Genomic DNA, 26,754 nt, shown 5'->3' on the forward strand with positions numbered 1-26,754 from the left:
AGATAGGCGCCACTCACGTAGGGAGGGTGGTGCGCAGATACTCGTTCCCGAAGATATGGTCCGGGTCCACCCTGTTGCGCACTGCGACGAAGTCCTCGAACCGCGGATACATCTCGGCGAAGTCGTCCGCGCGCATCGAGTGCAACTTGCCCCAATGCGGACGTCCCCCGACGCTGCGGGCGATGGATTCGACGGCGTCGAAGTAGTCGCGATGATCACGGCGGTGGTACTGATGCACAGCGATGTAGGCGGTCGCCCGCCCGTAGGCGGTGGAGAGCCAGATGTCGTCGGACGCCGCGAAGCGAACCTCGACGGGAAATGCGACGACGAATCCCGACGATCGAAGCCACCGCTCGATTTCCCTGATCACCGACGCCACCGTGTCCGCGGGGACCGCGTACTCCATCTCGCGGAATTTGACCGTGCGCGTCGACGCGAACACCCGGTAGCTGCGATCGGTGAACTCGCGGCCGGACAGCGCACGGGACGACAGCGCGTTGACGCGCGGAATGGCGGCGGGGAATCGCGTCACGGCACGGTTGACCACCTCGAATGCTCGGTTGGCGAGCAAGTCGTCGTCGATGAACGCCCGCAGGCGGGAGAGGGGCTTGGTGGTGTCACCCGGCAGGCGCGTGTTCGTTTTGGTGAGCACTCGGTCGGTGTGCGGGAACCAGTAGAACTCGAAGTGGTCGGCGTCGTTCCACGCCAGAGAGTCGAGTGTTCCACCGAGCGTCGCGGGTGATTCGGCGGCGTGCAGCAGGTATGCGGGCTCGCATCGCAACGTCACCGTCGTGATGATTCCGAGAGCTCCGAGCCCGACGCGTGCGGCATCGAACACGTCGGGTTCGGTCTCCCGGGAGCAGTGCACGATGCTGCCGTCGGCTGTCACCAGTTCCAGCGCGAGAACCTGGGTCGAGATGCCACCGAAGCGTTGTCCCGTCCCGTGCGTACCGGTCGAGAGTGCGCCGGCGATCGATTGTTCGTCGATGTCGCCGAGGTTCGTCATCGCCAGGCCCAGATCCCACAATGCAGCCGACAATGCGCGCAGGCGAGTGCCCGCGAGGACGGTGACGGCGGAACAACCGTCGGGCAGGGGGTGTACGGACTCGATGCCCTGCATAAGGTCCAGGCTCATCTGCACACCGTCGGTGACCGCGATGGACGTGAACGAGTGCCCGGCGCCGACGCACTTCACCGTCACCCCGCGCTGCAGTGTCTGCATCACGTCCTGCACCGATCTCGGCCGCACTACATCCGCCGGATGTGCGACTTGGTTGCCTGCCCAATTACGCCACTCGCGCCCCGTCATCGACCCACTATTGCACTCGAGGGAATCCGACCACCGGGTTCGACACGCGGGCCTACTATCGGACGCATGCAGACCCGGCTGCCCGTCGATGCTCGGCGTGCACACCTGGTCCACGCGGCGTTGAACCTAGCCGAACGGGTCGGTGTGGACGCGTTGACGGTCCGTGCCGTGGCCGAGGAGGCGTCGGTTCCTCGTGGAGCCGTCTACTACTGCTTCGAATCCAAGGAAGACCTGGTCATCGCTATGGGTGAGGGTCTGGTGGTCGACGTCACGACGGCGCTGTTCACCGCGTTCGAGCATCCGAGTCACGTCGGTGGGGTGCGTGGGCTGCGGATGTTGGTGCACAGCGGTCTCACCGCGATCTGGCCGCTCGTGGAGGAGACGGCCGATCGGCAGTTGCTGTCCTACGAGATCAAGACGTATCTGCTTCGGCACCGCGCGCTCGGCTCGGAGGTCGCCGCGACCATCGCGTCCGGTCAGTATCGAATCCGCGACACCGACACGTTCGAGTTCCTCGACAGATGTGCGCAGATCACCGGCACCCGCTGGCTCGAGCCGACGTCGGCCGTGGCGCACTTCGGTATGGCGACGGTCGACGGGCTGATTCTGCGGTGGCTGGTCGACAGGGACGACATGGCAGTGATCACTGCGCTCGACGATCTGTCCGGCCTCGTTGCAGGCAAGGCCGTCGAAATCTGACGGGGCGGGCGATCGGTGGTTAGCTGACCGGGTGCCGACCGACCGTATGCCCTCTTTGAATCTTCTCGCCGACGCCACCGCGCATCTCGAGCCGCCCTTCGCCGTCGTCGACGCGGGTGCTCTGGACGCGAACGCTGCCGATCTTCGCCGCCGGGCGGGGTCGACGCCTATTCGTGTGGCCAGCAAGTCGGTCCGTTCCCGGGCGGTTCTCGAACGAGTGCTGGGTCCGAATCTCACTGCAGCACAGCAGTTCGAGGGGATCATGGCGTACTCGCCGGCCGAGGCGATCTGGTTGGCGAGGACGGGTGCGGAAGACGTTCTGCTCGGGTATCCGACGGTGGACAGGGGCTCGTTGGCCGAGATCACCCGAGATCGGGTGCTGTCCGGGCGCATCACGCTGATGGTCGACGATCCCGCCCATCTCGAGGTGATTCGCGAGGCAGCCGGTTCGGATCGGGCCCGGCCGCGTGTGTGCATCGATGTCGACGCCTCGCTTCGTCTGGGTCCGATCCACCTCGGTGTCCGACGGTCACCGCTGCGGGAGCCTGCGCAGGTGGCGTCGTTCGCAAGGACGGCCAAGGACCGAGGGTTCAGGGTTGTCGGTGTCATGTTCTACGAGGCGCAGATCGCGGGACTGCCGGACTCCAATGCGGTGGTCGAGTTGATGAAGAAGGCGTCGGCTGCAGAGTTGCAGACCCGCCGGGCGACGGTTGTCGACGCGGTCGTCGATGCCGTCGGCTCGCTGGAATTGGTCAACAGCGGCGGCACCGGGTCGCTCGAAGTCAGCTCTTCGGCGTCGTCGGTCACCGAGGTGACGGCCGGGTCGGGGTTGTTCGCGCCGACGCTGTTCGACCGCTATCGGGCATTCACGCCGCAGCCTGCGCTGTACTTCGTCTTGCCTGTCGTTCGAACACCGACGCCGACGATCGCGACGGTGTTCGGTGGGGGGTACGTCGCGTCGGGTCAGGTATCGAAGTCGCGGCTCCCCACGCCAGTGGCGCTCTCCCGAACTGCGCAGGGAATCCTGCGGGGAGGGCTGAAACTTCTGCGCAACGAAGGCGCCGGCGAGGTCCAGACTCCCGTCGCCACCAGCGGCGCACGTATCGGCGATCGCATCTGGTTCCGCAATGCAAAGGCCGGAGAGCCGTGTGAGCGGGTCGATTCTCTGCATGTCGTCGAGCCCGACGGCAGCGTCAGCGTGGTCCCGACGTATCGCGGTGAGGGCAAGAACTTCGGGTAGGCGGGTAGGCGGGTCGCCTCGGATTGTGGAGCCGGGTCGCCTCGAAATGTGGAGCCGGGTCGGCTCGAACTATATGTACGCAAGTCCAGGCACGGGAGTGCGTTAGCTTAGCATTGCCTAATGCATCTGAAGAGTGGGTTGTCTCGTCGATCGTTCATGGTCGGTAGTGTCTCCCTGCTGGGCTTGGCGGCGTGCGCTCGCGCAGAATCGTCGGTCGCGCAGGAGAATTCGGAGTCCGCGGTGACGGTGACCGTTCGAGGTGACGGATTCGAGTCGACAATTCCGCGAGACCCTGCTCGTGTCGTCGTGATGGAGGGTCGTGGTGACCTCGAGTTCGCTCTGCTCGCCGGGTATCCGCTCGTCGCAACGGGCAACACGGCAGCGCCGGGCACTCTTCCTGGCGGACAGTACGACGGACGGATCGCTGCGGACGTGCAGTCCATCGGCGGTCCGGACGGTCCCAGCATCGAGGAAGTCACAGCGCTCGCTCCCGATCTCATCGTGATGCGCGCCAACGGGTGGCGGCTGGATTGGTACGGCAACGAGCTGTTGTCACAGGTTGCTCCCGTGCTGCCGGTCGAGGTGAACGAGCCGGATTTCCGAGCGCAGATGTCGAGCCAGTTCGACGCTCTCGGGCGGGGTTCGGACGCAGCGGTCCTGCTCGACGCCTACGATGCGATCGTCGCCGATGCACGCTCCGACCTCGGAGACGCGTTGGTGGGCAGAAGGATTGCGTTGGTCACGAGCGAACCTGCTGCGAAGGGCTATGTCAACCTGTGGACCAATCAGATCGGCACCACAGTGGCGCGCGATCTCGGGTTGGAGGTGCTGTACTTCGACCCCACGGACGAGAAAGGCAATCAGCAGCTTTCGCTCGAGAACCTGTCCTCGTTAGCGGATGCGGACTACATCTTCCACCAGACGACGGACCCTGCGGTCGTCGGTGCGGCGGGAACGTGGCAGGCACTGCCTGCCGTCGCCGAGGGCAGAGCCGCTGTGCTCGATCCTCGATTGAACAATGGACTGGTCATCACCGCGTCGGCCATTGCCGACACGATCGCCGGTTCGATCGGCTCCTGGACGAGGGCGTCGTAGCGGCAGCTACCCCGTCAACGCCATGAACGCCCCGAGGGAATCCAAGCCGTCGGGGGTGGCGGGGAGATAGTGGGTGAGGGTTCGGGACTGGATGATCAACGCTGCCCATTGCCCTCGGGAGAGAGCTACGTTCAACCGGTTTCGGGACAGCAGAAACCCTGCCCCGCGAGGTGAGTCACCGAGGTTGGATGCGGTCATCGACAGGACGGCGACGGCGGCTTGTCTGCCTTGGAACTTGTCGACGGTTCCGACGAGGACGTCGGCCAGGCCGGCGTGGTCCAATGCTTCCCGTATGCAGGCGACCTGGGCGTTGTACGGGGCGACGACGATGAAGTCGGTCGGCTCGAGTGGGCGAGATCCGGAGTGCGTGTCGGGGTTGGTCCACGGTAGGCCGACCATTTTCTCGATCTGTCGACGGACTTCTTCTGCCTCTTCGGGTGATTCCGTGGTTCTGGCCTCGTGGTCGATCGTCACCGTGTGCAGTCCGGGGCGCAGGCCGTCCAGTGCGCGTCGGGACGTGGCGTCCTCGTTGGAGAACAGCCTGTTCTCGTAGGACAACGCGGAGACCGGTGCGCACAGGTCGGGGTGCATGCGCCAGGTGCGGCTGAGGAAGTATCCGCGGTCGGCGGGAAGTGCACCGTGCCCGGCGGCGAGCCATCCGAGCGCCGACTCGTCGACAGGTTCCGGATGTGTACCTTGGCTGACCTGGGGGAGTTGTTGAGGGTCGCCCAGCAGCAACAGATTTCGGGCCGACTGGGCAACGGCAATGGTGTTGGCCAGGGAGAACTGTCCGGCTTCGTCGACGACGAGTAGGTCGAGCGATCCGGGGACGACGCGCGTGGAATGCGAAAAATCCCAGGCGGTTCCGCCGACGACGCATCCCTCCGCGGCGCCGCCCACGAACGACGGGTATTCGGCCTCCTTGAGCTCGGTCACGCCGTCGGGCGCCTTCTTCTTGCCGACGAGCTGCTCGGGGACTCCGGCGCGGACTATTCCGTCGAGTAGATTGTCCACGACCGAATGTGATTGTGCGACAACACCGATACGCCAGTGGTGATCCCGGACGAGTGAGGTGATCACAGCGGCCGCGGTGTAGGTCTTACCGGTCCCCGGTGGTCCTTGGACGGCGAGATAGGAATTGTCGAGATCGGTCAGTGCGCCGAGGATCGCGCCGATGTAGTCGCTGCCGGCGACGGTGGGAAGCCCTGCACCGGACCTCGTGCGCGGCGCAGATCGTGACGTCAGATCGGCGACTGCTGTCGCCGGGAGGTCGGGCAACGAGGCTGCGAGCTCCTCGGCGGCGGTGATGATCGCCGCTTCGATGCTGACGGTGGGGATGGGTGAGACCGGCGCGGCGGCCATCGGCAGCGTCGACCACGGGTCCGCGCCTGCCGCCAGTTTTTCCTCGATCACGACAACGCCGTCCTCGGCCTCGATCACGTCGCCTCGGCTGCACGCCCGGTACGACGGGTGAGGTTGCTCCAGGCCGTCGGGTGCAGGGGTGTCGTAGAGCAACCGAACCGACTTCTCGACGCTTCCCGAGCCCGTCAGCCGCAGTTGCCGTCGGAGCAACTTCTGTCGCGGTGTCGTCTTCGCCCACTCGCTTGTCGCCTCTGCGGAGTCGACGGTGAACACTCCCGGGGCATCGGCCCACTCGTCGACCGGGCTCTGCAGCCGGTCGAAGTGTGCCCACCAGAACGGCTTTCGTTCGCGGCGGTGGTATCCGATGGATCCGCCGTAAAGTGCGACGGCTTGCTGGAGATCGGACCTGTGGCCGGTGAGTCCGGCGAATTCGCGGAGCGATTCTTCCAGCGGGGTGGCTTCTTCTTCGGTGTCGGCGCCGACGTCCGCCGCGTGGCGGGGTGAGATTCCTGCGTCGGAAGCCCTCTCCAGCAGCCAGTCTCGTAGTCTCAGAGTCGAATCGCAGTCGTAGCGGTTGTATTCGGCGATCTCGCCGAGCAGCGAATCGGCTTCTTCGGTCTTGCCCTCGTCTCGCAGGTCGCACCAGTTGGCGTATTCGACGATCGACGCCGCGGCGTTGGTGACGTCGCCGTCGCGTCCCGCGGGCATGTAGAGCGGTTCGAGCTTCTTGATGCTGTAGGAGCGTTCGCCGATGCGTAGGGATGCTCGTACGACGGGGTACAGGTCGACGAGCACGTTGTCGCGCAGGAGGTCGTCGACGATTTCCTCGCCGACGCCGTATCGCCCGGCGAGTCTGAGCAGTGCGGTCTTCTCGTAGGCGGCGTAGTGGTAGACGTGCATGCCGGGAAATTGTTTCCGTCGTTCGACGACGTAGTCGAGGAAGTCGATCAGGGCCTGGCGTTCCTGTGCGCGGTCGTGCGCCCACAACGGAAGAAACTCCCCGTCGGTGTCGAGAATCCCGAACAGATATTCCAGGCCCCACTCGGTCGATCCTGCCGGGAGTGCAGCCCGCGGATCGGCCCCCGAGGTTGGTTCTGCCCAGAGCGGGTCGCCTTCGAAGTCGAAGAAGATGTCGCCGGGATTCGGTTCGGGGATGGCGCCGAGCGCGTCGGCGTCGAAAATTTCGTATTCTGTTCTGCCGCTTGCAGTCTGCGCGATCTGGAGACCTGCTTGCGCGCGCAGGTTACCGAGGATGCGAGCAGAGATGCCGTCGATCGGGCCGTCGCCGGAGGCAAGTTGGACCGACGTGGTGACGTCGGCGTCGTGCAGATGCGCCCGGTGGCCTCCGCTCAATCCGGCGACGAGGAGGAGGTCGTCCCGTGCGACGACTTGCTCGTCGCACATCTCGCAGCGCCCGCACTTGGTGAAGCGAGGGTCGGCCCAGTCGACAGCGTCACCGTCACGGACGTGTTCGTCGAGGATGTCTTCGAGGTGAGCGCGTTGACGACGGTAGATCGGGAGTAGGTTCCGCTTGGCGTGGTCGGTCGTCGTCCCGTCTCCCAGCATGAGGTGCAGGTTGTCGGCGACGTCGATTCCGCTCGATCCGAGTGCGTCGGCGTAGGCGGCGAGCTGGAGTAGCGCCGGGACGCGGGCGTGGCGAGACAGCTTGGTGTCGTACACCGAGTATCCGGCGTCCTCTTTGACGAGGAAGTCGCAGAACCCGAGAAACCGGCCGTCGAAGAATGTCGCCTGGTAGAGGACGTCGTACCCCCACAGTGCGGTTTCGATGGTGGCGGCGTGCGCGTCGGCGAGGCCCTGCATGGTTCGTTCGGGGCGCGGCATGATGGACACGCCCGCGCCGAACCGTGTCTGGAACGCGTCGAGTTGGCGTCGTTCGTGGGCGAATCCGAGTTCCGACGTGCGTTCCAGCATCGGGTCGGGTGCGGTGGGGATCGTCTGTATGCGGCCGAGCTTGGCGTCGAGGGTGCGCAGCAACGCGTATTCGCATTCGGCTGCGGCCGACAGGTCGCTGGCGCTGTAGATGACCTGATCACCGAGTACGAACACGCGCCCAACTGTAGGTGAATGCAGCGACAGGTCCGCGGAGAAGGCAAAATAGTCGAATGCCGTTCTTCGAAGGAGTCACCGGGGCCGTGCACTATCGGTCTTGGACCACGCCGCATCCCCGTCTCGTACTGGTGTTTCTGCACGGCTTGGGCCAGAACAGCGGCAATTATCATCGGTTCGCGCGCGTCATGAACACCGAGAGCATCGACGTGTGGGCGGTCGATCATGTCGGTCACGGGCTGACCGAGGGCGAGCTGTCGGACGCGTCGCAGATCACCGGTCTCGCCGACAATGCTCTGCAGCTCGCGGACATCGCCCGCTCGGAGCGTTCGGGTGTTCCCGTCGCGTTGATGGGGCACTCGCTCGGTGCTGCGACGGCGATCTCTGCACTCGGAAAGAATTCGGACGGTTTCGCGTCGGTCGTGCTGTGCGGAACTCCCAAGTCGACGACGGGTAAGCCGACCGATCTGAGTGACTCCACCTTGCCGCTGCTGGCGATGCACGGTGTCGACGACCGCATGGCGCCCATCGACGCAGTCCGGTCGTGGATCCCGAACGTGCCGGGCGCCCGCCTTCGTGAATTCGAGGACGCGGGCCACGATCTACTGCACGAGAAGGTTCACCGGACGGTTTCGCTCGAAGCCGCGGAATTCCTCCTGACACACGTGTGACGGGCGGCCCGGTCCGGGTCCGCCCGCCACACGCAGCAACTGTCTACTTGGCGTAGATCGACTCGATCTCCGAGCCGCGCTCCTGGTGGATGATGTTGCGCTTGAGCTTCATCGTCGGGGTGAGTTCTCCCGATTCGACGGTGAAGTCGTGCTCGAGAATCTTGTACTTCTTGATCTGCTCGGCGTTGGACACCTTCTTGTTGGCGTCGGCGACGGCCTTGTCGATCTCGGCGACCAAGTCGGGGTGCTTCTTCAGGTCCTCGAACGAGATGTCGGTGAGGTTGTGCCGTTCCTTCCACCCGGGCAGGGCTTCGGGGTCGAGGGTGAGAAGCGCGCCGATGAACGGCTTGGCGTCTCCGACGACGAGGGTCTGGCTGATCAGCGCGTGCGCGCGCAGAGCATCTTCGAGCACGGCAGGTGCGACGTTCTTGCCGCCGGCCGTGACGATGATTTCCTTCTTGCGGCCGGTGATGGAGACGTATCCGTCCTGGTCGATGGCGCCGAGGTCGCCGGTGTGGAACCACCCGTCGACGATCGATTCCGCTGTCGCCTTCTCGTTGTGCCAGTAGCCACCGAAGACCACCGGGCCCTTGAGCAGCAGTTCGCCGTCCTCGGCGATCTTGGCGGCGTGGCCGTTCAGCGGCTTGCCGACACTACCGATGCGCTGCTCGGCGGTGGTGTTGACGGTGATGGCCGCGCTGGTCTCGGTGAGGCCGTAGCCCTCGTAGACGGGGATGCCAACGCCGCGGAAGAAGTGACCGAGGCGTGCGCCGAGGGGAGCGCCGCCGGAGATCGCGCGGTCGCAGTTGCCTCCGAGTGCTGCGCGCAGCTTGGAGTAGACGAGCTTGTCGAACACGGTGTGCTTGATGTTCAGGAGCAGTCCTGCGCCGCCCTTGTCCTTGGCTTCGCTCCACTCGATGGCGGTGGCCGCGGCCTTGTCGAAGATGCCGCCCTTGCCGCCGTCGTGTGCCTTCTGCTTGGCCGAGTTGTAGACCTTCTCGAACACGCGAGGGACGGACAGGATGAAGTCCGGCTTGAACTCGGCGAACTGATCCAGAAGTGTCGAGATGTCCGAGGTGTGCCCGACGGTCGCCTTCGACTCGAAGGCGCCGAAGGACACGGCACGCGCGAACACGTGCGCCATCGGGATGAACATCAGTGTTCGGTTGCCCTCCTTCATCGAATCGTGCAGGGCCAGTTGCGTGGCCTGCACCTCGGCGTAGAAGTTGGCGTGGGTGAGCTGAACACCCTTGGGTCGCCCGGTCGTGCCGGAGGTGTAGATCAGCGTTGCGGGAGCCGACGCTTTCACCTGGTGGCGCCTGGTGTCCAGATCCTCGTCGCTGACGCCCGCACCGCGGGTGCTCAGCTCGTCGATGGCGCCTGCGTCGATCTGCAGCACCTCGCGCAGTTCGGCAGCGCCTTCGGTGACCTCTTTCAGCGCCTCGGCGTGCGCGGGAGTCTCGAGGATCAACAATTTGGTTGCCGAGTCCTCGAGAATCCACTGGGCCTGGTCGGCGGAGGAGGTTTCGTAGATCGCGACGGTGCAGCCGCCTGCGGTCCAGATGGCGTAGTCGAGGACGACCCACTCGTAGCGGGTTGCCGACAGGATCGCGACGCGGTCACCCAACTCGACGCCGGAGGCGATCAGGCCCTTGGCGACGGCTTTGACCTCCTTGGCGAACTGCGCTGCGGTGACATCGGTCCAGGTTCCGCCGACGAGACGCTGGAACGGTACGAGGTTCGGGGACTCCTTCTCGTACCGGAAAACGGTATCGGCCATCGAAGCATCGTCGGGAATGGTGAATGACGCCGGCACAGAATATTCGCGCACTGTAGGACCCCTCCGGGAAAATGACGTAACAGGTGTGCATTTCATCACATTCGGGGCCGTGTTGCACTACCGAGGGTGTCCGGTTTGCGAATTTTTCCGACCAGTCGTGTGGAGTTAGGTGTGACTCGCAGTGCACAATAACTGTTGCGGCCGTCGATTTCGACAGCGAGTGTCGCCTCGGTCACCACCGCACTGGTGATACCGGTGGCAGGAACCTCGGGGTCGACCGCTGATTTGCGGCACTCGTCCGTCCGAGTCCGTGACAGGGACTAAGCTCGGCTGTATATGAGCACAATCGAGTACTTGTTCAACACTGCCGAATCAGGATGCCGCTGTGACGACTGACGAGTCCACTTCGAGCGCGTCGGCATCGGCGTCCTCAGAAGCGACCCCCTCCGCCGAGTCCCCTTCTTCCGAGTCTCCCACCACTACGTTCGCTGATCTGGGCATCGACGAACGTGTGCTGAAGGCTCTGCATGCCGTGGGTTACGAGAGCCCGTCGCCGATTCAGGCGGCGACGATTCCGCCGCTGATGAACGGCAGCGACGTCGTCGGACTCGCGCAGACCGGCACCGGCAAGACAGCTGCGTTCGCCGTGCCGATCCTGTCGCGCCTCGATGTCGAGCGCCGTGTTCCGCAGGCGCTCGTCCTGGCCCCGACGCGTGAGCTGGCGTTGCAGGTGGCCGAGGCGTTCGGCAAGTACGCGGCCAACATTCCCGGTCTGCACATTCTTCCGATCTACGGCGGCCAGGCCTACGGGATCCAGCTGTCCGGGTTGCGCAAGGGCGCGCAGATCATCGTCGGAACTCCTGGTCGTGTCATCGACCACCTGGAGAAGGGCACCCTGGATCTGTCGCATCTCGAGTACCTGGTGCTCGACGAGGCCGACGAGATGCTCAAGATGGGTTTCCAGGAGGACGTCGAGCGGATTCTCTCGGACACTCCCGAGTACAAGCAGGTCGCGCTGTTCTCCGCGACGATGCCGCCCGCCATTCGCAAGATCTCCAAGCAGTATCTGCACGACCCGGTCGAGATCACCGTCAAGACCAAGACGTCGACGGCACCGAACATCACGCAGCGGTACGTCCAGGTGGCGCACCAGCGCAAGCTCGAGGCACTCACTCGGATCTTCGAGGTCGAGGAGTTCGAGGCGATGATCATGTTCGTCCGCACCAAGCAGGCCACCGAGGAACTCGCGGAGAAACTGCGGGCCAGGGGCTTCTCGGCGGCGGCCATCAACGGCGACATCGTTCAGGCTCAGCGTGAACGCACCATCGGTCAGCTCAAGAACGGCACCATCGACGTTCTGGTCGCTACCGATGTCGCGGCCCGCGGACTGGACGTCGATCGAATCTCGCACGTCATCAACTACGACATCCCGCACGACACCGAGTCCTACGTGCACCGCATCGGTCGTACCGGGCGAGCGGGACGTGCGGGCGAGGCACTGCTGTTCGTCGCACCGCGGGAGCGTCACCTGCTCAAGGCGATCGAACGCGCGACGCGTCAGCCGATCACCGAGATCCAGTTGCCGAGCGTCGACGACGTCAACGCCCAACGTGTCACCAAGTTCGGCGACTCCATCACCGAGAGCCTGAACTCGCCGAACCTGAGTTTGTTCCGCAAGCTCATCGAGGATTACGAGCGGGAGCACGACGTCCCGTTGGCCGACATCGCAGCGGCTCTGGCCGTTCAGTCCCGTGACGGCGAGGAGTTCCTGCTCAAGCCCGAGCCACCGGCGCCGCCGCGCGCACCTCGCGAGAAGCGTGAACCGCGGCCGGCGCGGACGTTCGACGACGATGCCGCGAGCTCGCACCACCGCAAGACCGGCCAGGCTATGGCGACGTACCGCATCGCCGTCGGCAAGCGTCATCATGTTGCTCCCGGCGCCATCGTCGGAGCCATCGCCAACGAGGGTGGGCTCCGGCGCTCGGACTTCGGGCACATCAGCATCCGTCCCGATCACTCGCTCGTCGAACTGCCGGCCGACCTCGCCGACGAGACGGTCGAAGCGTTGCGGCGCACCAGGATCAGCGGTGTGCTGATCCAGCTTCAGCCGGACTCGGGCCCTCCCGGCGGTCGCGGTGGTCCCCGCGGCGGCGGCAAGTTCAAGGGCCGTCGTCCCCGGGACTGACACGAGCACATGACAGAACCCCCACCCGAACGTCGGGTGGGGGTTTTCTCGTGTGCACCGGCAGATGGTCCCGACCGAGAGAATTCGATGGACTTGCCGGGACTACGCACCGTCGGCGGGGGATCATGAGTCGGTGATCGCGCAGACGCTGTATGGGCAGGTGCAGGGAATCGTCGACGACGGTGTGGCGGTGTGGAAGGGCGTGCCGTATGCGGCACCTCCAGTGGGGGACCTGCGGCTGCGGGCACCGCGCAGGCCTGCGGCGTGGGCGGGCGTGCGTGACGCGACCGAGTTCGGGCACATCGCGCCGCAGACCCAGCACGGCCCCCTGCCGATCGACCCGGGCCTGACCGTCGGCGAGGACTGCCTGACGCTGAACGTGTGGAGCCCGGCCGGCGCCCGAGGCTTGCCGGTGATGGTGTGGATTCACGGCGGCGCGTACTACCTGGGCAACTCCGCGCAACGGGTGTACGACGGCAGAAAGCTGGTCACCGAGGGGCAGGTGGTGCTGGTGACGGTGGGTTACCGTCTCGGTGCGCTGGGGTTTCTGGATTTCTCGGCGTTCGGGGATTTCGATTCCAACGTCGGTCTGCGTGATCAGATCGCGGCTCTGGAATGGGTGCGGGACAACATTGAAGGCTTCGGCGGTGATCCGTCGCAGGTGACGTTGTTCGGGGAGTCGGCGGGCGGTGGGTCGGTCACCACTTTGATGGTCTCGCCTGCGGCTGCCGGACTGTTCCACCGGGTGATCGCGGAGAGTTCCCCGGCGACATCGGTGTACGGGGCGCAGAGGGCGTCGTCCATCGCGGAGCGTTTCCTGGAACTCGTGGGGGTGGAGGCGTCGGGACTACGGGGGCTCGATGTCGGGGACATCGTGCGAGCGACGGGTGAGTTGGTGCAGGAGATCCCGGCGAAAGTGCCGGGAACGTTGGCGCTTGCTCCTGTCGTCGACAGGGAATTGGTTCCGCACTACCCGGTCGCGGCCTTTCAGAAGGGGTACCAGCATGCGGTCCCATTGCTGATCGGGACCAATCACGACGAGTCGTCGATGTTCAAGCTGATGAAGTCGCCGCTGATGCCGATCACCCCGGACAAGGTGCACGAGATGTTCCTGGCCATCGCCGCGGATCATCCTGAGATGAGGGCGGACGAGGAAGTGGAGGTTGCGTCGGCCTACCCGGGTCATCCCAAGAAGAAGTCGGCGCTGGAGATCTCGCGCGATGCCGCGTTCCGGATGCCGACGCTCTGGATCGCGGAGGCGCACAGTCGTCGAGCGCGCACGTTCCTGTACCGCTTCGATCAGGCGACTCCGTTCCTGAAGATCACCAGGCTGGGCGCGATGCACGGCACCGAGGTGCCCTACGTGTTCGGCAACTTCGGCGTCGTTCCCAAGGATCCGACGTTCAAGCTGGGTGGCCGACGCACCGCGGAGGAGGTAGGCGAGCGTGTCCGGCGCCGCTGGGTCGATTTCGCGTACGGGCGCGATCCGTGGGCTCCGTACGACGAGGCGACCCGGACGACCCTGTTGATCGACAAGCACGACACGGAGGTCGACGATCCCGATCGCGAACTTCGTCGAGCGTGGGGTGAGGAGATTCTCGGGTTCACATAGATCTACTCACATAGGGGGGGAGGTTAGCCTGGCCTTCCTTGTGCGGCACTATGTTTGAGAGTTCTACGGTCGCGGGTAATCGCGAACGCATGACCAGAGTGACGCTGCGCGTGAACGGCACCGACCACGAATTCGACTGCGACGTGCGGACGACTCTGCTCGACGCGCTCCGAGAACACCTCGACCTCATCGGCGCGAAGAAGGGGTGCGATCACGGCCAGTGCGGTGCGTGCACCGTGCTCGTCGACGGCCGCCGTATCAACAGTTGCCTCGCCCTCGCGGTCGGCTACCAGGGCCGCGACGTGGTGACAGTGGAGGGCCTCGCCGACGGCGACACTCTTCATCCCGTACAGCAGGCCTTCGTCGACAACGATGCCTTCCAGTGCGGATATTGCACGTCCGGGCAGATCTGTTCTGCCGTCGCTGTCATCGAGGAAGCGAAGCAAGGCTGGCCGAGCGCGGTCACCGAGGACGATCACCCGCGCCTGACCCGCGAGGAAGTCCGCGAACGGATGTCCGGCAATCTGTGCCGCTGCGGTGCCTACGCCAACATCGTGCCCGCAGTCATGGAGGCAAGCGAATGAAGACGTTCACGTACGACGTCGCCACCGACGTCGCGGACGCGGTGAATCGGCTCGCGTCGGACCCGGACTCCGCGCTTCTCGGTGGCGGAACCAATCTGGTCGATCTCATGAAACTCGGTGCGGCGCAGCCGTCGTCGCTCATCGACGTGACGAGGCTTCCGCTCGGCGAGATCGACATCCAGGACGATGGTTCACTTCGAGTCGGGGCTGCGGTGAGCAACAGTGATCTTGCCGTGCATCCTGTGGTTCGCTCGCGCTATCCCGTGTTGTCGCGCGCAGTGCTGTCCGGCGCGTCCGGTCAGCTCCGCAACATGGCCACCGTCGGAGGCAATCTGTTCCAGCGCACGAGGTGTGTCTACTTCATGGACACCTCCAAGCCGTGCAACAAACGCGACCCCGGTTCCGGCTGCCCGGCAATCGCGGGTGATCATCGCAATCTCGCCATCCTCGGGGCGTCGGATCACTGCGTCGCGACGCATCCGTCGGACATGGCAGTGGCCTTGACCGCGCTGGATGCGGTGGTGAACATTCACGGCCCGCACGGGGCCCATCGTGTGCCGATCGGCGAGCTGTACCGGCTACCCGGGCACGATCCCGATCTGGACACGACCATCGGCCACGACGAGATTGTCACCTCCATCGACATTCCTGCGTTGCCGGACGGCACGGTGTCGTTGTATCGCAAGGTGCGTGACCGCGCGTCCTACGCATTCGCTCTCGCATCGGTGGCCGCGGTCCTTCGAGTGGAGGACGGTCAGGTCACCGAGGCGCGCGTCGCCCTCGGAGGAGTCGCCCACAAGCCGTGGCGTGCGATCACCGCCGAAGGTGAACTACTGGGCAGATCGGCGAAGCACGAGGCGTTCCGTGAAGCGATCGACTTGGAATTGAAGGCTGCGGTGCCGCTGCGTGACAACGGCTTCAAGATTCCGTTGGTACGCAATCTCGTGACCGAGGCTCTGACCGATCTGGCAGCCAGGAGTGTGCAGGAATGACCACTACATCGGTAGGGCAGTCGATCCCGCGGACGGAAAGTGTCGCCAAGGTGACCGGGCGGGCACGGTACGCCGTCGAGCAGCGGGCGGAGACGGCTCCGGCCTACTGCTGGTACGTCCCGGCGGAGGTTCCCACGGGTCGCGTCACCCAGGTGACCGCGCCGGACGGCGTCACGCTGTTGTGGCACGGAAACGCCGAAAAGCTGGACGAGATCGAGGACACCGAACTGGCTGTGCTGCAGTCCGATCGAGTCGCCTACCGCGGGCAGATCGTCGCCGCGGTGGTGGCCGACTCGTTGGAGGCCGCACGCGACGCCGCCGCACAGGTTCGGGTGACGTACGCGGACGAGTCGCGTCCCGACAACGAGCTGACGACGGATCACGAGTCCATCTACGCACCGGAGACGGTCAACGCGGGGTTTCCGACCGACGTGACCGTGGGCGATCCGGACTCGGCGTTGGCGTCCGCGGCCCACGTCGTCGACCGCTGGTACACGACGGCTCCCATGCACAACAGTCCGATGGAACCGCACGCGACGACAGCGCAGTGGTCGGATGGTGTCCTGACGGTGTGGGATTCGACGCAGGCTCCTTCCGGAGTCCAGGGTGATCTCGCGACGGTGTTCGGTCTGGATCCGTCGAATGTTCGGGTCGTCGCCGAGAATGTCGGTGGCGGGTTCGGCGCCAAGGGCAGCACCCGACCGAATGCGGTGCTGGCCGCCATGGCGGCGCGCGCCACCGGTCGAACGGTCAAGCTCGCTCTTCCGAGGCAGGCGCTGTTCGATCTCGTCGGCTACCGCACGCCGACGATCAACCATGTGCAACTCGGCGCATCCGCCGACGGCACTCTCGCGGCGTTGGCGCACGACACGTTCCAACAGACGTCGCAGATCTTCGAATTCTGCGAGCAGACTGCGGAGTCGTCGCGGCACATCTACGCCTCACCCAACCGTCGCACCACGCACCGACTCGCGGTGTTGGATGTTCCGACGCCGCGCTGGATGCGCGCACCCGGTGAAGCGCCTGGGATGTTCGCAGTGGAAACGGCGATCGACGAGTTGTCGTACGAGGTCGGGATCGATCCGATCGAGTTGAGAATTCTGAACGAACCGAAGGTCGACCCGGCGAGCGGCAACCCGTTCTCCTCGCGCAGCGTCGTCGAATGTCTCCGTGAGGGAGCCGAGAGGTTCGGGTGGGCCGAGCGCGATCCGCGGCCGGGGCATCGCAGGGAAGGCCGCAAGCTCATCGGTAGCGGTGTCGCCACGGCGAGTTACCCGGTGCTGATCAGCCCGTCGACGGCGTCGGCGACGCGGGCCGAGGACGGCTCCGTCACGGTGTCCGTCGCGGCTTCGGACATCGGTACCGGCGCTCGAACCGTGTTGCGACAGATTGCCGCCGACGCCCTCGGTGTATCGGCGGATCTCGTGGAACTGAAGCTGGGTGACAGTGCGCTACCGAAAGCCCCTGGTGCGGGCGGGTCGTCGGGCACGTCGTCCTGGGGGTGGGCGGTGACGAAGGCGTGCACGGAACTCGCCTCGAAGACCGGCCCGGCCGAGGTTACCGTCGACACCTCCGATGACCTGGAAGCGCAGAAGGACTTCGCGCGCATGGCGTTCGGTGCGCAGTTCGCCGAGGTCGAGGTGGACGTCGACACCGGTGAGGTGCGGGTCCGGCGAATGCTCGGCGTCTTCGGGATCGGGCGTGTGATGAATCCGCGACTCGCGCGGTCACAGCTTCTCGGTGGCATGACCTTCGGGATCGGCATGGCGTTGATGGAAGCCGGAAACACCGATCGGGAGTTCGGCGGATTCTCCAACCACGACTTCGCCGAGTATCACGTTCCGGTGTGCGCGGACATTCCCGTCGACATCGAGGCGACCTGGGTCGAGGAGCACGACGACGAGCTCAGTCCCATGGGAGGCAAGGGGATCGGCGAGATCGGTACGGTCGGGTCACCCGCAGCGATCGGTAACGCCGTGTTCCACGCCACGGGTGTGCGGGTCCGCGACCTTCCCATCACTCTGGACAAGGTCCTTCCGCACCTCTAGTCACAGGAGGAGGCGGCTGAGGAACTGCCTTGTTCGCGCCTCGGCGGGATTCTTCAGTACGTCCGCCGGGGCTCCGCGTTCGACGACGACGCCGCCTTCGATGAACAGCACTTCGTCGGCGACCTGCTCGGCGAACCGGATCTCGTGGGTCACGATGACCATCGTCCAGCCCTCGGACGCGAGTTGTTTGATGACGGTGAGGACTTCGCCGACGAGTTCGGGGTCCAGCGCCGACGTCGGTTCGTCGAACAGCATCAGCTTCGGTTTCAGTGCCAGCGCCCGCGCGATGCCGACGCGTTGCTGCTGGCCGCCGGAGAGCTGGAACGGGTACTGGTCGGATTTGGCGTCGAGGCCGACTTGTTCGAGCAGGCGGTGTGCGTCGGCTTCGGCGTCCGCGCGGGGGCGTTTCTGCACGATCACCGGACCTTCGGTGATGTTCTGCAGCACGGTCTTGTGCGGGAAGAGGTTGTGTTGCTGGAACACCATTCCGCTCTGGGCGCGATATGCCCGCAGTGCCGCCGCGGAGGGGTGCGCACCGAAATCCACGGACACCTCACCGATGCGGACGACGCCTGCGTCGGCTGGATCGAGGGCGTTCAGTGCACGCAATACGGTGGTCTTGCCGGAGCCCGACGGGCCGATGATGACGGTGACCGTTCCCGACGGCACCGAGAAGGACACGTCGCTGAGTACGTCGACCGGACCGAACGACTTTCGCAGAGAATCGACTTCGAGTAGATCTGTCATTTGGCCACGTACCTGTCGAGTCGGACTTCGAGTTTGCCTTGGAAGAACGAGAGAATCATGCAGATCACCCAGTAGTAGAGCGCGGCGACGCTGTAGAGGGCGAAGAAGTCGAAGGTGGGTGCGGCGGCGAGCTGGGCGACGCGCAGAAGTTCGGTCACGAGGATCGTCGACGCCAGGGAGGTGTCCTTCACCAGCGAGATCAGTGTGTTCGACAGCGGGGGGACCGCGGTGCGCAGAGCTTGGGGAAGGATGATGCGCTGCAGCGTGGTCCGGTAGCCCATGCCGATGGTCTGCGACGCTTCCCACTGGCCCTTGGGAACGCTGAGGATGGCGGCTCGGATGACTTCCGCGGCGTATCCGCCGACGTTGAGTGAGAAGGCGATCACTGCGGCGGGGAACGGATCGATCACGACGCCGAACTGAGGTAGCGCGTAGAACACGATGAACAGTTGCAGCAGCAGGGGAGTGCCGCGAATGATGGAGACGTAGAACCGGGCGGCCGACGAGAGTGCCCTGTTCGACGAGATCCGCGCCAGCGCCACGCCGAGGGCGATGACGAGGCCGGCGACGAAACTGATGGCGGTGAGCGGAATCGTCATGGTGACGGTGGCCTTCAGCATCGGCCAGAGGTTGTCGAGGATCAGATCGAACTTCGACTGCTGTTCGCTCGCAGCGCCGTCGGAGGTCGGTGCCTGCGTGTCCGCGGTGGGTGCTGCGACGGCTGAGCCGAAGTACTTCTCGGAGATCCGGTCGAGTGTGCCGTCGGCTTGAAGGGTGTCGATCGCTGCGTCGATGTCGTCCATCAACCCGCTGTCCTTGCGGGCGGCGAACGCCTGGTAGCTGGTGTCTCCGGTCTGCGCGGCGACCTTCACACCGGTGTCGCCGGTTTCTTTCAGATATTCGGCGACGGCGAGACTGTCGTTGACGGTGGCGTCGACCCGGCCGTCCTTCACCAGGGTGACCGCTTGGACGAACCCTTCGACGGCTTCCACGTCGGCACCGGCGTCGGCGGCCACCTCGGCCCAGTTGCTCGTCGACGACTGGGCCGTGGTCTTGCCCGCGAGGTCCGCGACGGAGGTGATGGAGGCGTTGTTCGCCGCGGTGAGGATCTCGCCTTCGGAGACGGTGTACGGCTTGGAGAGGTCGTACGCGCTCTGCCGTTCGGGATTGATGGTGACCTGGTTGGCGATCAGGTCGAAGCGCTGCGATTCGAGGCCGGCGAAGATGGAATCGAACGGTGTCTGCACGAATTCGACGCTGACCCCGAGTTCGCCGGCGACGGCATTGACGACGTCGATGTCGTACCCGGTCAGTTGGCCGTCGGAACCTTGGAAGCTGAACGGACTGTAGGTCCCTTCGGTGCCGACAACGATCACGCCGTCGTCGCGGATCTTGTCCAGAACCGAACCGGACGATCCGCAGCCGGCCACGGCGAGCAGAGCGACTATCGCGGCCAGTAGAGCGAGCGCTTTTCGGTGCACTGGAAAAACCTACCCGTCGATTTCCAATTCCGCCGAGACAACCACGGCATTGTTCATCGGTAGCGCGGCCACGCCGATCGCGCTGCGGGCGTGTGCCCCGATCTCCGGGCCGAACACCTGCAGGACGACGTCGGAGAAACCGTTGATCACGGTGGTGGTCTGTGTGAAGCCGTGGTCCGCGTTCACCATCCCGGAGACGGTCAGCCAGGCCGAGACGCGGTCGAGGTCACCGATAGCGCGACGGACGCTGGCCAACACCGCGAGAGCCGCGTCTCGCGCGGCGTCCGTGGCCGCGTCGAGGGAGATGTCCGACGGGACCGCGCCGAACGGGCCGGCGAGGGAGCCGTCGGGACGCTGCGGTGAGTGACCGGATACGTACACGCGGTTGCCGCGGACTCTGGCCCAGTCGAAGCTGAATTCGAATCCGGGAGGTGCCTGCGCCTCGGCGGGGAGGACGAATCCGAGCTCTTCGATGCGTTTCTCGATGTGCATGTCACCACAGCCTCGTCGTCGGGACACCGTTGATCGTCTCGACGGTCCATCCGGATCCGTCGTGCACGAGCGTCGAGACGCCCGCGTTGAGGATCCGTGGGGACGTGACGCCGCGGATGGCGTCGAGAATGCCGCGGATGACTCCGCCGTGCGCGACGGCGATGACCGACGACTCGGGATGTGTGGCGGCGATCTCGTCGACGGCGCGCACTCCTCGGACGATCATGTCGCGTCGTGGCTCGAGGCCGGGGTACATACCGTGCGGCCAGTGGGAGTACGCGTCGTAGTCGGTGAACCCTTCTGCGGCGCCGAAGTGGCGCTCGGCGAGATCGGGGTAGGTCGCCGTGCGGGACATGCCCAGGTGTGAGCCGATGATGTCGGCTGTTTCTGCTGCACGTGAGAGAGGCGAGGAGACCAGCAGGTCCCAGGAACGATCGGACAGTTCGTACACGGCTTCGCGGGCCTGTGCGCGCCCGGTGTCGTTGAGCGGGATGTCGGAACTGCCCTGGAGACGGCCGTGAAGATTCCAGTCGGTTTCTCCGTGTCGGACCAACGCCAGAAAAGTCATAGTGAAGGGAGATTATCGCAGTTACCGCAGAGTACCGTCGAAGAGGACAGACGTGGTCGATATCGGAGGCACCCCTATGAATCTTGCCCTGACAGAGGAGGAAGCCGCATTTCGCGACGAGATGCGGACGTTCTTCACCACCGAGATTCCCGCGGAGATCCGCGAGAAGAACAGGGTGGGCATCGAACTGAGCCGTGAGGACATGGTGACGACGATGCAAATTCTGAACGCCAACGGGCTCGCGGTTCCACATTGGCCCAGCGAGTTCGGTGGCAGGGATTGGACGGCAGTACAGCGTCACATCTGGCTCGACGAGATGCAGTTGGCATCGGTCCCGGAGCCGCTCGCTTTCAATGCGTCGATGGTCGGGCCGGTCATCGCGACGTTCGGTTCGCAGGAGCAGAAGGAGAAGTTCCTTCCGAAGACTGCAAATCTCGACATCTGGTGGTGTCAGGGATTCTCCGAGCCGGAGGCAGGTTCGGATCTCGCGTCGTTGCGGACGACGGCGCTGCGTGACGGTGACGACTACATCGTCAACGGTCAGAAGACGTGGACGACGCTGGGGCAGTACGCCGATTGGATCTTCGCTCTGGTGCGGACCAATCCAGATGCCCCTAAGAAGCAGGCAGGTATTTCCTTCCTGCTGATCGATCTGAAGACGCCGGGCATCACGGTGCGTCCGATCAAGCTGATCGACGGCAGCGTCGAGGTGAACGAAGTGTTCTTCGAGAACGTGCGCGTTCCTGCGGAAAACCTTGTGGGCGAGGAGAACCAGGGCTGGAGTTACGCGAAGTTCCTGCTCGGCAACGAGCGGACCGGTGTTGCGCGCGTCGGGCACACCAAGGTTCGGCTCGAGCGCGCGAAGGAGTACGCGGCGGACACGAAGGTCGGTGACGGCACGCTGCTCGAGGATCCGCTGTTCGCGGCGCGGTTCGCCGAGCTCGAAAACGAGGTTCTGGCATTGGAGCTGACTCAGCTGCGGTTGGTGTCGAGTTCCGCTGATGGCAAGCCGAATCCGGCCTCGTCGATTCTGAAGCTCCGCGGTTCGGAGTTGCAGCAGTCCGCGACGGAGGTGCTGATGGACGTTGCCGGGCCGGATTCCCTGCCCTACGAGGCAGGCGATGACATCGAGAGCCCCGGATGGGCACAACGTGCGGTTCCGACGTATCTGAACTACCGCAAGGTCTCGATCTACGGTGGCTCCAACGAAGTTCAGCGGCAGATCATCGCGTCGACGATTCTCGGACTGTGAGGGTAGGGCAATGGATTTCGAACTGAACGAAGAGCAGAAACTTCTCCGCGACACCACGCGTGAGGTCCTCACCCGCGCGTACGACACCGAGAAGCGCAACAAGATCGTGGCGGCCGATCCGGGCTGGTCGACGAATGTGTGGAAGCAGTTGGCCGAGGTCGGGTTGCTCGGGCTGAGCTTCAGCGAGGACGACGGCGGTATGGACGCGGGTCCGGTGGAGATCATGGCCGTCATGACCGAGGTGGGTCGACGCCTCGCCCCGGAGCCGATTCTCGACGCCGTCCTCCTTCCCGGTGGGCTGATCTCCGCGGTCGGTTCGGCCGATCAGCGTACGCGTGTGTTACCCGGAGTTGCCGAAGGTTCGACGTTGCTTGCGTTCGCGCACAACGAAACCGGAAGTCGGTGGCCACACGTCGAGGTGAAGGTTGCAGCGACGGAGGACGGTGGATCCTGGTCCTTGAGTGGTGTCAAGAATCCGGTTCCGCACGGCGGTTCGGCAAACGTCGTGGTGGTCAGCGCGGCGCTGCCGGGTGGGGGAACCGGACTGTTTCTGGTCGACGGCGACGCAACGGGACTCGAGCGGAAGAGTTACGTGACTCACGACGGTGGCAGGGCGGCGCAGCTGTCCTTCACCGACGTCGCGGCCGAACCGTTGGGTGACGGATCGGATGCGAGTGCTGCGATCGTCGCGGCCGAGGTCAAGGCGCAGGCTGCACTGGCAGCGGAGGCTGTCGGCGCGATGGAGGAAGCGCTTCGTCTGACAACCGATTATCTGAAGCAGCGCAAGCAGTTCGGCGTTCCGCTCGCCAAGTTCCAGGCGCTCACGTTCCGCGCCGCGGACATGTATGTGCTGCTCGAACTGGCGCGCAGCATGTCGTTGTACGCGACGATGAACCTCGCCGACGACGTGGTCGATCAGACGGTGGCGTCGCGCACGAAGCTGCAGATCTCGCGGTCGTCGCGCAAGATCGGGCAGGAAGCGATCCAATTGCACGGTGGTATCGGCGTCACCGCCGAGTACCCGGTGGGTCATTACGTGTCGCGGTTGACGGCGATCGAGCACACTTTCGGCGGTGCGGACGAGCACCTGCGCATTCTGTCTCGCTGATCCCTACGTGCGCGGAAATGCAGGCCCTGGCCTACATTTCCGCGCACAGCGGAATCAGGACGCGTCCACTACCAGGTCGACGACTGCACCCGGGTTGGACACGAGGATCGCGTGCGAGCCCGGGACCTCGGTGATCTCCGCGCCTGCGCGCTCGGCCATGAACTTCTCCGAGGCCGGCGGAATGATCTGGTCCTGCTGAGGGATCAGTGCGTAGCTCTTGGTGTTCGCCCAGGACGGCGGTTCGCTCGGTTCGATCAGCGCGGTGGCCGCGATCGACTTCTGGCTCGCGATCATCTTCGCCGCCTGCTCGTCGATGACGTCGGGAGCGAAGTACTGCTTGAACAGATTCGGCGAGATGTAGCCGTCGACGTTCTTGCCGAGGATGTTGGTCGAGTCGTCGACGATGCCGAGGCCGAGCACCGGAGGCAGCAGCGATGTCAGGCCGAAGCGGAACGGGTCGAGTGCCAGCGCGGCGGGTTCGCCCGCGGCGGGTGCGAAGGCCGCGACGTAGACCAAGGATTCCACGTTCGACGCGTGCACGTTGGTGATGACCGAGCCGCCATAGGAATGCCCGACGAGCACTACGGGCCCGTCGATGCCCTGCACGACCTTCTCGACGGCTGCGGAGTCGTAGCCGGGCCCACGGAGCGGGTTGTCCGGAACGACGACGTCGTATCCCCGAGCGCGTAGGTCTGCTGCGACGCCGTCCCAGCTGGAGGTGTCGGCGAAGGCGCCGTGGACGAGTACGACGGTGGGCAGGTCCTGCGCAGCTGCGGTTCCTGTGCCGAGCAGCAGGCTTGCTGCCAGTGCCGCGGTGGCAGCGGCGACTTTGGATCGAGTGAACTTCATGGGCGGGATCCTCTCGTAGGGAGTGGACCCAAATCTAGGCCACTGCGCCGGTGCCGGAACTTCCGGCAGATGTTCGTTCCATGTTGGTGTGACGTACCCGCGCTATTTTCCTCCGGCGTCTTGGCTAGGGTTGAGGAAGAGGACCACGCGATCAGCGTGCCCACCACGGCCGATCGGAAGCGAGTTACCGATGAAGGCTCGGACGGCGGAGTATCCACGCCCGAATCACTGCTTGTTGCACGTCAGCGATACCCATCTGGTTGCCGACGGAGATCTGTACGGCGCAGTGGACAGCACTGCCAGGTTGACCCGCCTTCTCTCCGACGTCGAGGCGTCCGGTGTTCGCCCCGACGCGTTCGTCTTCACGGGGGATCTGACCGACAGAGGGGAGCCGGGGGCGTACGACACCTTGCGCCGCCTCGTCGAACCCGTCGCCGACGCCTTGGGTGCGACGGTCGTGTGGGCGATGGGAAACCACGACGACCGCGCGACGTTCCGATCGCGGCTGCTCGATCAGGAGCACGCGTCGGGGTCGGTCGATCGTGTCCACGACATCGACGGCCTTCGCGTGATCACGCTCGATTCGACGGTGCCCGGCGCGCATCACGGCGACGTGACGGCCGCGCAGTTGGATTGGCTCGCCGATGTTCTCGCCACTCCCGCCGAGTTCGGGACGATCCTCGCGATGCATCACCCGCCGGTGCCGACGGTGCTGGATCTGGCGGTGCTCGTCGAGCTGCTCGATCAGCACAGGCTGGCCGACGTGGTCCGCGGCAGCGATGTTCGGTCCATCATCGCCGGGCATCTGCATTATTCGACGACGGCGACGTTCGCCGGAATTCCGGTGTCGGTGGCGTCGGCGACGTGTTATACCCAGGACTTGAGTGTGGAGCCGGGCGCGATCCGTGGCCGCGACGGGGCGCAGGCGTTCAACCTGGTGCACGTCTACGACGACACCGTCGTGCATTCGGTGGTGCCGATAGGCTCGTACGACACCGTCGGCGAGTACGTCTCGGCCGACGAGGTCGCACGGCGGCTCGACCGCGCGGGCGTGACGATTGCCGACTCCACCCGCCACTCGCGAGTGGACGTCTAGTTCACTCGGCCCGCGCCGAACTCTCCCACGGCGCGACGATGGGGAAGTAGCGGTCGAGGAATTCGGTGACGCGGTGGGTGCGCACTTCGAGATCGACCTCGGGGAAGCTGCCGTCGTTGAGACAGAAGAAGTCGACGGCGCGTTTGGGCAGCATCGACTCCATCCGATGGAGACCGGCGTAGGCCGTGGTGTCGATGTAGGTGACTTTCGCGTCGCGCTGCACGACGGCCCGGCCGCTCATCAGGGCGTAGTAATGGTAGAGCGAGTTCGTCACCGAGATGTTGGTGCTCGCACGGAACACGCTGGCCGCGGTGGACGCGAACTCGTCGGGGAACTCGTTTTCCATCTCCTGCATGACGCTCTTGCGCAACGGGGTCGCTGCGTGTTCGAGGTGGCGGGTGGTCGTCATGCCGAATCGGTCCTGCAGGAGCCGACGGTTGACGCGGGCGGCGTTCTCGAATCCGCTCCGGTCGGCGTCGTTGTAGCCCAATCCGATTCGGATGGGGGCTTCGATGAACATGCTGATGCCGCCGGGGGAGAAGAACATCTGGGGGCCGACGGGTCGGCCGAAGAACATGTCGTCGTTGGAGTAGAGGAAGTGCTCGGACAGCCCGGGGATGTGGTGCAACTGGCATTCGACGGCTTGTGAATTGTGCGTGGGCAGCACCGAGGTGTCGACGAAGAATGCCTCGCTCGGTACGAACGTGACGCGTGGATCGTCGGCGAGCCAGGAGGGCCGGTCGGAATCGGTCGCGACGAAGATCCGTCTGATCCACGGCGCGTACATGTGGATGGACCGGAGCGCGTACTTGAGCTCGTCGATCTGGCGGAAGCGTGCGGCGGACGCGTCGCCCTCGCCGACGACGTAGTTCTGCATGCGCCTCGCGCGTTGAGCCTGGAATTCCGCCGACGAACCGTCTACCCAGGAGAACACGATGTCGATGTCGAAATTGATGTCGGACGCGTGGTCGGCGAACATGTTCTCGATGGTCGGCCACGTCTTGCCGAATCGGTCGACGGTGCCGCGTACTGCTTCTTCGGGCTTGATCGTTCGGCGGGTCAGGGAGTTCTCGACCGGGAGAACTATTTCCGACGCAGATATGTCCCACAGTTCGATCTGTACCGCGGTGGACGCGCCGTAGTTCAAACCGCTCGTCGGTTCCGCGCGGGGTCGGAACAACCGGAAGATTCGTGCGTTGGGCGAATCGTCGAGTCCTCCGTCGGCGACGAGCACTGCCTTGCCGCGTTTGACGTCGACGGTCTTGCAGTAGAACGGCTCGGCGGTGCATGCCGCCACCAGAGCGTCCCGAAGAGCAGAGCGACGCGAATCGTCGATGGCGACGACCGGCCGTTCGTCGTTTCCTCGCACCAGGAGGTACGGGATCGCTGCGTCGTCGAGCACGGCCCTGACGAACAGAAGATCCTCGACCATCGCCTGGTGAGGCGTCGTCGAGGTGATCTTCAGTGCGAACCGACCGCCGAACGGAACGATGTCCGCGCGGCCGGTGAGGCGTGCA

At 64.9% G+C, this 26,754-nt stretch carries 21 protein-coding genes; 12 read left to right on the forward strand and 9 right to left on the reverse strand.

The window, feature by feature from the left end; all coding sequences use genetic code 11:
* Positions 1-13: 13 nt before the first annotated feature.
* Complete coding sequence (locus tag ACFULT_RS19070) at positions 14-1,309, reverse strand: D-arabinono-1,4-lactone oxidase (RefSeq protein ID WP_094720926.1); 1,296 nt, start codon at positions 1,307-1,309, stop codon at positions 14-16.
* Positions 1,310-1,375: 66 nt separating this feature from the next.
* Between ACFULT_RS19070 and ACFULT_RS19075 the strand changes: the two genes are divergently transcribed.
* The 3 genes from ACFULT_RS19075 to ACFULT_RS19085 all read left to right on the forward strand — a co-directional run bounded on the left by ACFULT_RS19075 (position 1,376) and on the right by ACFULT_RS19085 (position 4,343).
* The gene (locus ACFULT_RS19075; RefSeq protein WP_094720927.1) at positions 1,376-2,008 is read left to right on the forward strand and encodes a TetR/AcrR family transcriptional regulator; all 633 of its coding nucleotides are present in this window, start codon (positions 1,376-1,378) and stop codon (positions 2,006-2,008) included.
* A 46-nt stretch (positions 2,009-2,054) separates the two neighbouring features.
* Positions 2,055-3,248 carry an alanine racemase gene (locus ACFULT_RS19080; RefSeq protein ID WP_378482153.1) on the forward strand — a complete coding sequence of 398 codons (1,194 nt, stop codon included), beginning with the start codon at positions 2,055-2,057 and terminating at the stop codon, positions 3,246-3,248.
* Between the two features lie 120 nt (positions 3,249-3,368).
* Positions 3,369-4,343, forward strand: a complete 975-nt coding sequence (locus ACFULT_RS19085; protein ID WP_378482154.1) for an ABC transporter substrate-binding protein — start codon at positions 3,369-3,371, stop codon at positions 4,341-4,343.
* Positions 4,344-4,349: 6 nt separating this feature from the next.
* Here the strand turns inward: ACFULT_RS19085 and ACFULT_RS19090 are convergent, their stop codons facing one another.
* Complete coding sequence (locus ACFULT_RS19090) at positions 4,350-7,772, reverse strand: TM0106 family RecB-like putative nuclease (protein WP_378482155.1); 3,423 nt, start codon at positions 7,770-7,772, stop codon at positions 4,350-4,352.
* Between the two features lie 56 nt (positions 7,773-7,828).
* On the opposite strand from ACFULT_RS19090, the gene ACFULT_RS19095 reads away from it, so the two are divergent.
* A complete protein-coding gene (locus tag ACFULT_RS19095) occupies positions 7,829-8,443 on the forward strand; it encodes an alpha/beta hydrolase (RefSeq protein ID WP_037106262.1) in 615 nt (204 codons plus the stop codon).
* A 43-nt stretch (positions 8,444-8,486) separates the two neighbouring features.
* Here ACFULT_RS19095 and ACFULT_RS19100 read toward each other — a convergent pair whose 3' ends face one another.
* Positions 8,487-10,274, reverse strand: a complete 1,788-nt coding sequence (locus tag ACFULT_RS19100) for a long-chain fatty acid--CoA ligase (protein WP_176460040.1) — start codon at positions 10,272-10,274, stop codon at positions 8,487-8,489.
* Between the two features lie 442 nt (positions 10,275-10,716).
* Here ACFULT_RS19100 and ACFULT_RS19105 point away from each other — a divergent pair, with 442 nt between their 5' ends.
* The 5 genes from ACFULT_RS19105 (at position 10,717) to ACFULT_RS19125 (ending at position 17,644) form a co-directional block, all read left to right on the forward strand.
* Positions 10,717-12,408, forward strand: a complete 1,692-nt coding sequence (locus tag ACFULT_RS19105; RefSeq protein ID WP_170945279.1) for a DEAD/DEAH box helicase — start codon at positions 10,717-10,719, stop codon at positions 12,406-12,408.
* Between the two features lie 133 nt (positions 12,409-12,541).
* Positions 12,542-14,020 carry a carboxylesterase/lipase family protein gene (locus ACFULT_RS19110; protein WP_037106424.1) on the forward strand — a complete coding sequence of 493 codons (1,479 nt, stop codon included), beginning with the start codon at positions 12,542-12,544 and terminating at the stop codon, positions 14,018-14,020.
* Positions 14,021-14,109: 89 nt separating this feature from the next.
* Positions 14,110-14,604 (forward strand): 2Fe-2S iron-sulfur cluster-binding protein, encoded by a 495-nt coding sequence (locus ACFULT_RS19115; protein ID WP_037106272.1) that lies wholly within the window; start codon positions 14,110-14,112, stop codon positions 14,602-14,604.
* Positions 14,601-15,596, forward strand: a complete 996-nt coding sequence (locus ACFULT_RS19120; RefSeq protein WP_037106276.1) for a xanthine dehydrogenase family protein subunit M — start codon at positions 14,601-14,603, stop codon at positions 15,594-15,596. Before ACFULT_RS19115 ends, ACFULT_RS19120 begins: the two co-directional genes overlap by 4 nt.
* Positions 15,593-17,644 carry a xanthine dehydrogenase family protein molybdopterin-binding subunit gene (locus ACFULT_RS19125; RefSeq protein ID WP_094720932.1) on the forward strand — a complete coding sequence of 684 codons (2,052 nt, stop codon included), beginning with the start codon at positions 15,593-15,595 and terminating at the stop codon, positions 17,642-17,644. The genes ACFULT_RS19120 and ACFULT_RS19125 overlap by 4 nt, the downstream gene beginning before the upstream one ends.
* Here the strand turns inward: ACFULT_RS19125 and ACFULT_RS19130 are convergent, their stop codons facing one another.
* From ACFULT_RS19130 to ACFULT_RS19145, 4 genes are read right to left on the reverse strand one after another with little or no spacing between them, the layout of a single operon-like run.
* The gene (locus tag ACFULT_RS19130; protein WP_037106281.1) at positions 17,645-18,391 is read right to left on the reverse strand and encodes an amino acid ABC transporter ATP-binding protein; all 747 of its coding nucleotides are present in this window, start codon (positions 18,389-18,391) and stop codon (positions 17,645-17,647) included.
* Positions 18,388-19,872 carry an ABC transporter permease subunit gene (locus ACFULT_RS19135; protein ID WP_080732870.1) on the reverse strand — a complete coding sequence of 495 codons (1,485 nt, stop codon included), beginning with the start codon at positions 19,870-19,872 and terminating at the stop codon, positions 18,388-18,390. The genes ACFULT_RS19130 and ACFULT_RS19135 overlap by 4 nt, the downstream gene beginning before the upstream one ends.
* A gap of 9 nt (positions 19,873-19,881) precedes the next feature.
* Positions 19,882-20,364, reverse strand: a complete 483-nt coding sequence (locus ACFULT_RS19140) for a RidA family protein (RefSeq protein WP_037106283.1) — start codon at positions 20,362-20,364, stop codon at positions 19,882-19,884.
* A 1-nt stretch (position 20,365) separates the two neighbouring features.
* Positions 20,366-20,932, reverse strand: coding sequence for a histidine phosphatase family protein (locus ACFULT_RS19145; protein ID WP_037106286.1), 567 nt, complete (start codon positions 20,930-20,932; stop codon positions 20,366-20,368).
* A gap of 76 nt (positions 20,933-21,008) precedes the next feature.
* On the opposite strand from ACFULT_RS19145, the gene ACFULT_RS19150 reads away from it, so the two are divergent.
* Both ACFULT_RS19150 and ACFULT_RS19155 read left to right on the forward strand, forming a co-directional pair.
* Positions 21,009-22,184 (forward strand): acyl-CoA dehydrogenase family protein, encoded by a 1,176-nt coding sequence (locus ACFULT_RS19150; RefSeq protein WP_037106289.1) that lies wholly within the window; start codon positions 21,009-21,011, stop codon positions 22,182-22,184.
* Between the two features lie 10 nt (positions 22,185-22,194).
* Positions 22,195-23,292, forward strand: a complete 1,098-nt coding sequence (locus tag ACFULT_RS19155) for an acyl-CoA dehydrogenase family protein (protein ID WP_094720937.1) — start codon at positions 22,195-22,197, stop codon at positions 23,290-23,292.
* A gap of 54 nt (positions 23,293-23,346) precedes the next feature.
* Here ACFULT_RS19155 and ACFULT_RS19160 read toward each other — a convergent pair whose 3' ends face one another.
* Positions 23,347-24,141: an alpha/beta fold hydrolase gene (locus tag ACFULT_RS19160; RefSeq protein WP_378482156.1), complete on the reverse strand. Its 795-nt coding sequence runs from the start codon at positions 24,139-24,141 to the stop codon at positions 23,347-23,349.
* A gap of 190 nt (positions 24,142-24,331) precedes the next feature.
* Here ACFULT_RS19160 and ACFULT_RS19165 point away from each other — a divergent pair, with 190 nt between their 5' ends.
* Positions 24,332-25,237, forward strand: a complete 906-nt coding sequence (locus ACFULT_RS19165; RefSeq protein WP_378482157.1) for a phosphodiesterase — start codon at positions 24,332-24,334, stop codon at positions 25,235-25,237.
* 1 nt (position 25,238) lies between these two features.
* On the opposite strand, the gene ACFULT_RS19170 is transcribed toward ACFULT_RS19165, so the two are convergent.
* Positions 25,239-26,669, reverse strand: coding sequence for a stealth family protein (locus ACFULT_RS19170; RefSeq protein ID WP_378482158.1), 1,431 nt, complete (start codon positions 26,667-26,669; stop codon positions 25,239-25,241).
* Positions 26,670-26,754 lie beyond the last annotated feature (85 nt).

The organism is Rhodococcus sp. NPDC057297 (genome assembly GCF_042667435.1).
Lineage (GTDB): Bacteria > Actinomycetota > Actinomycetes > Mycobacteriales > Mycobacteriaceae > Rhodococcoides.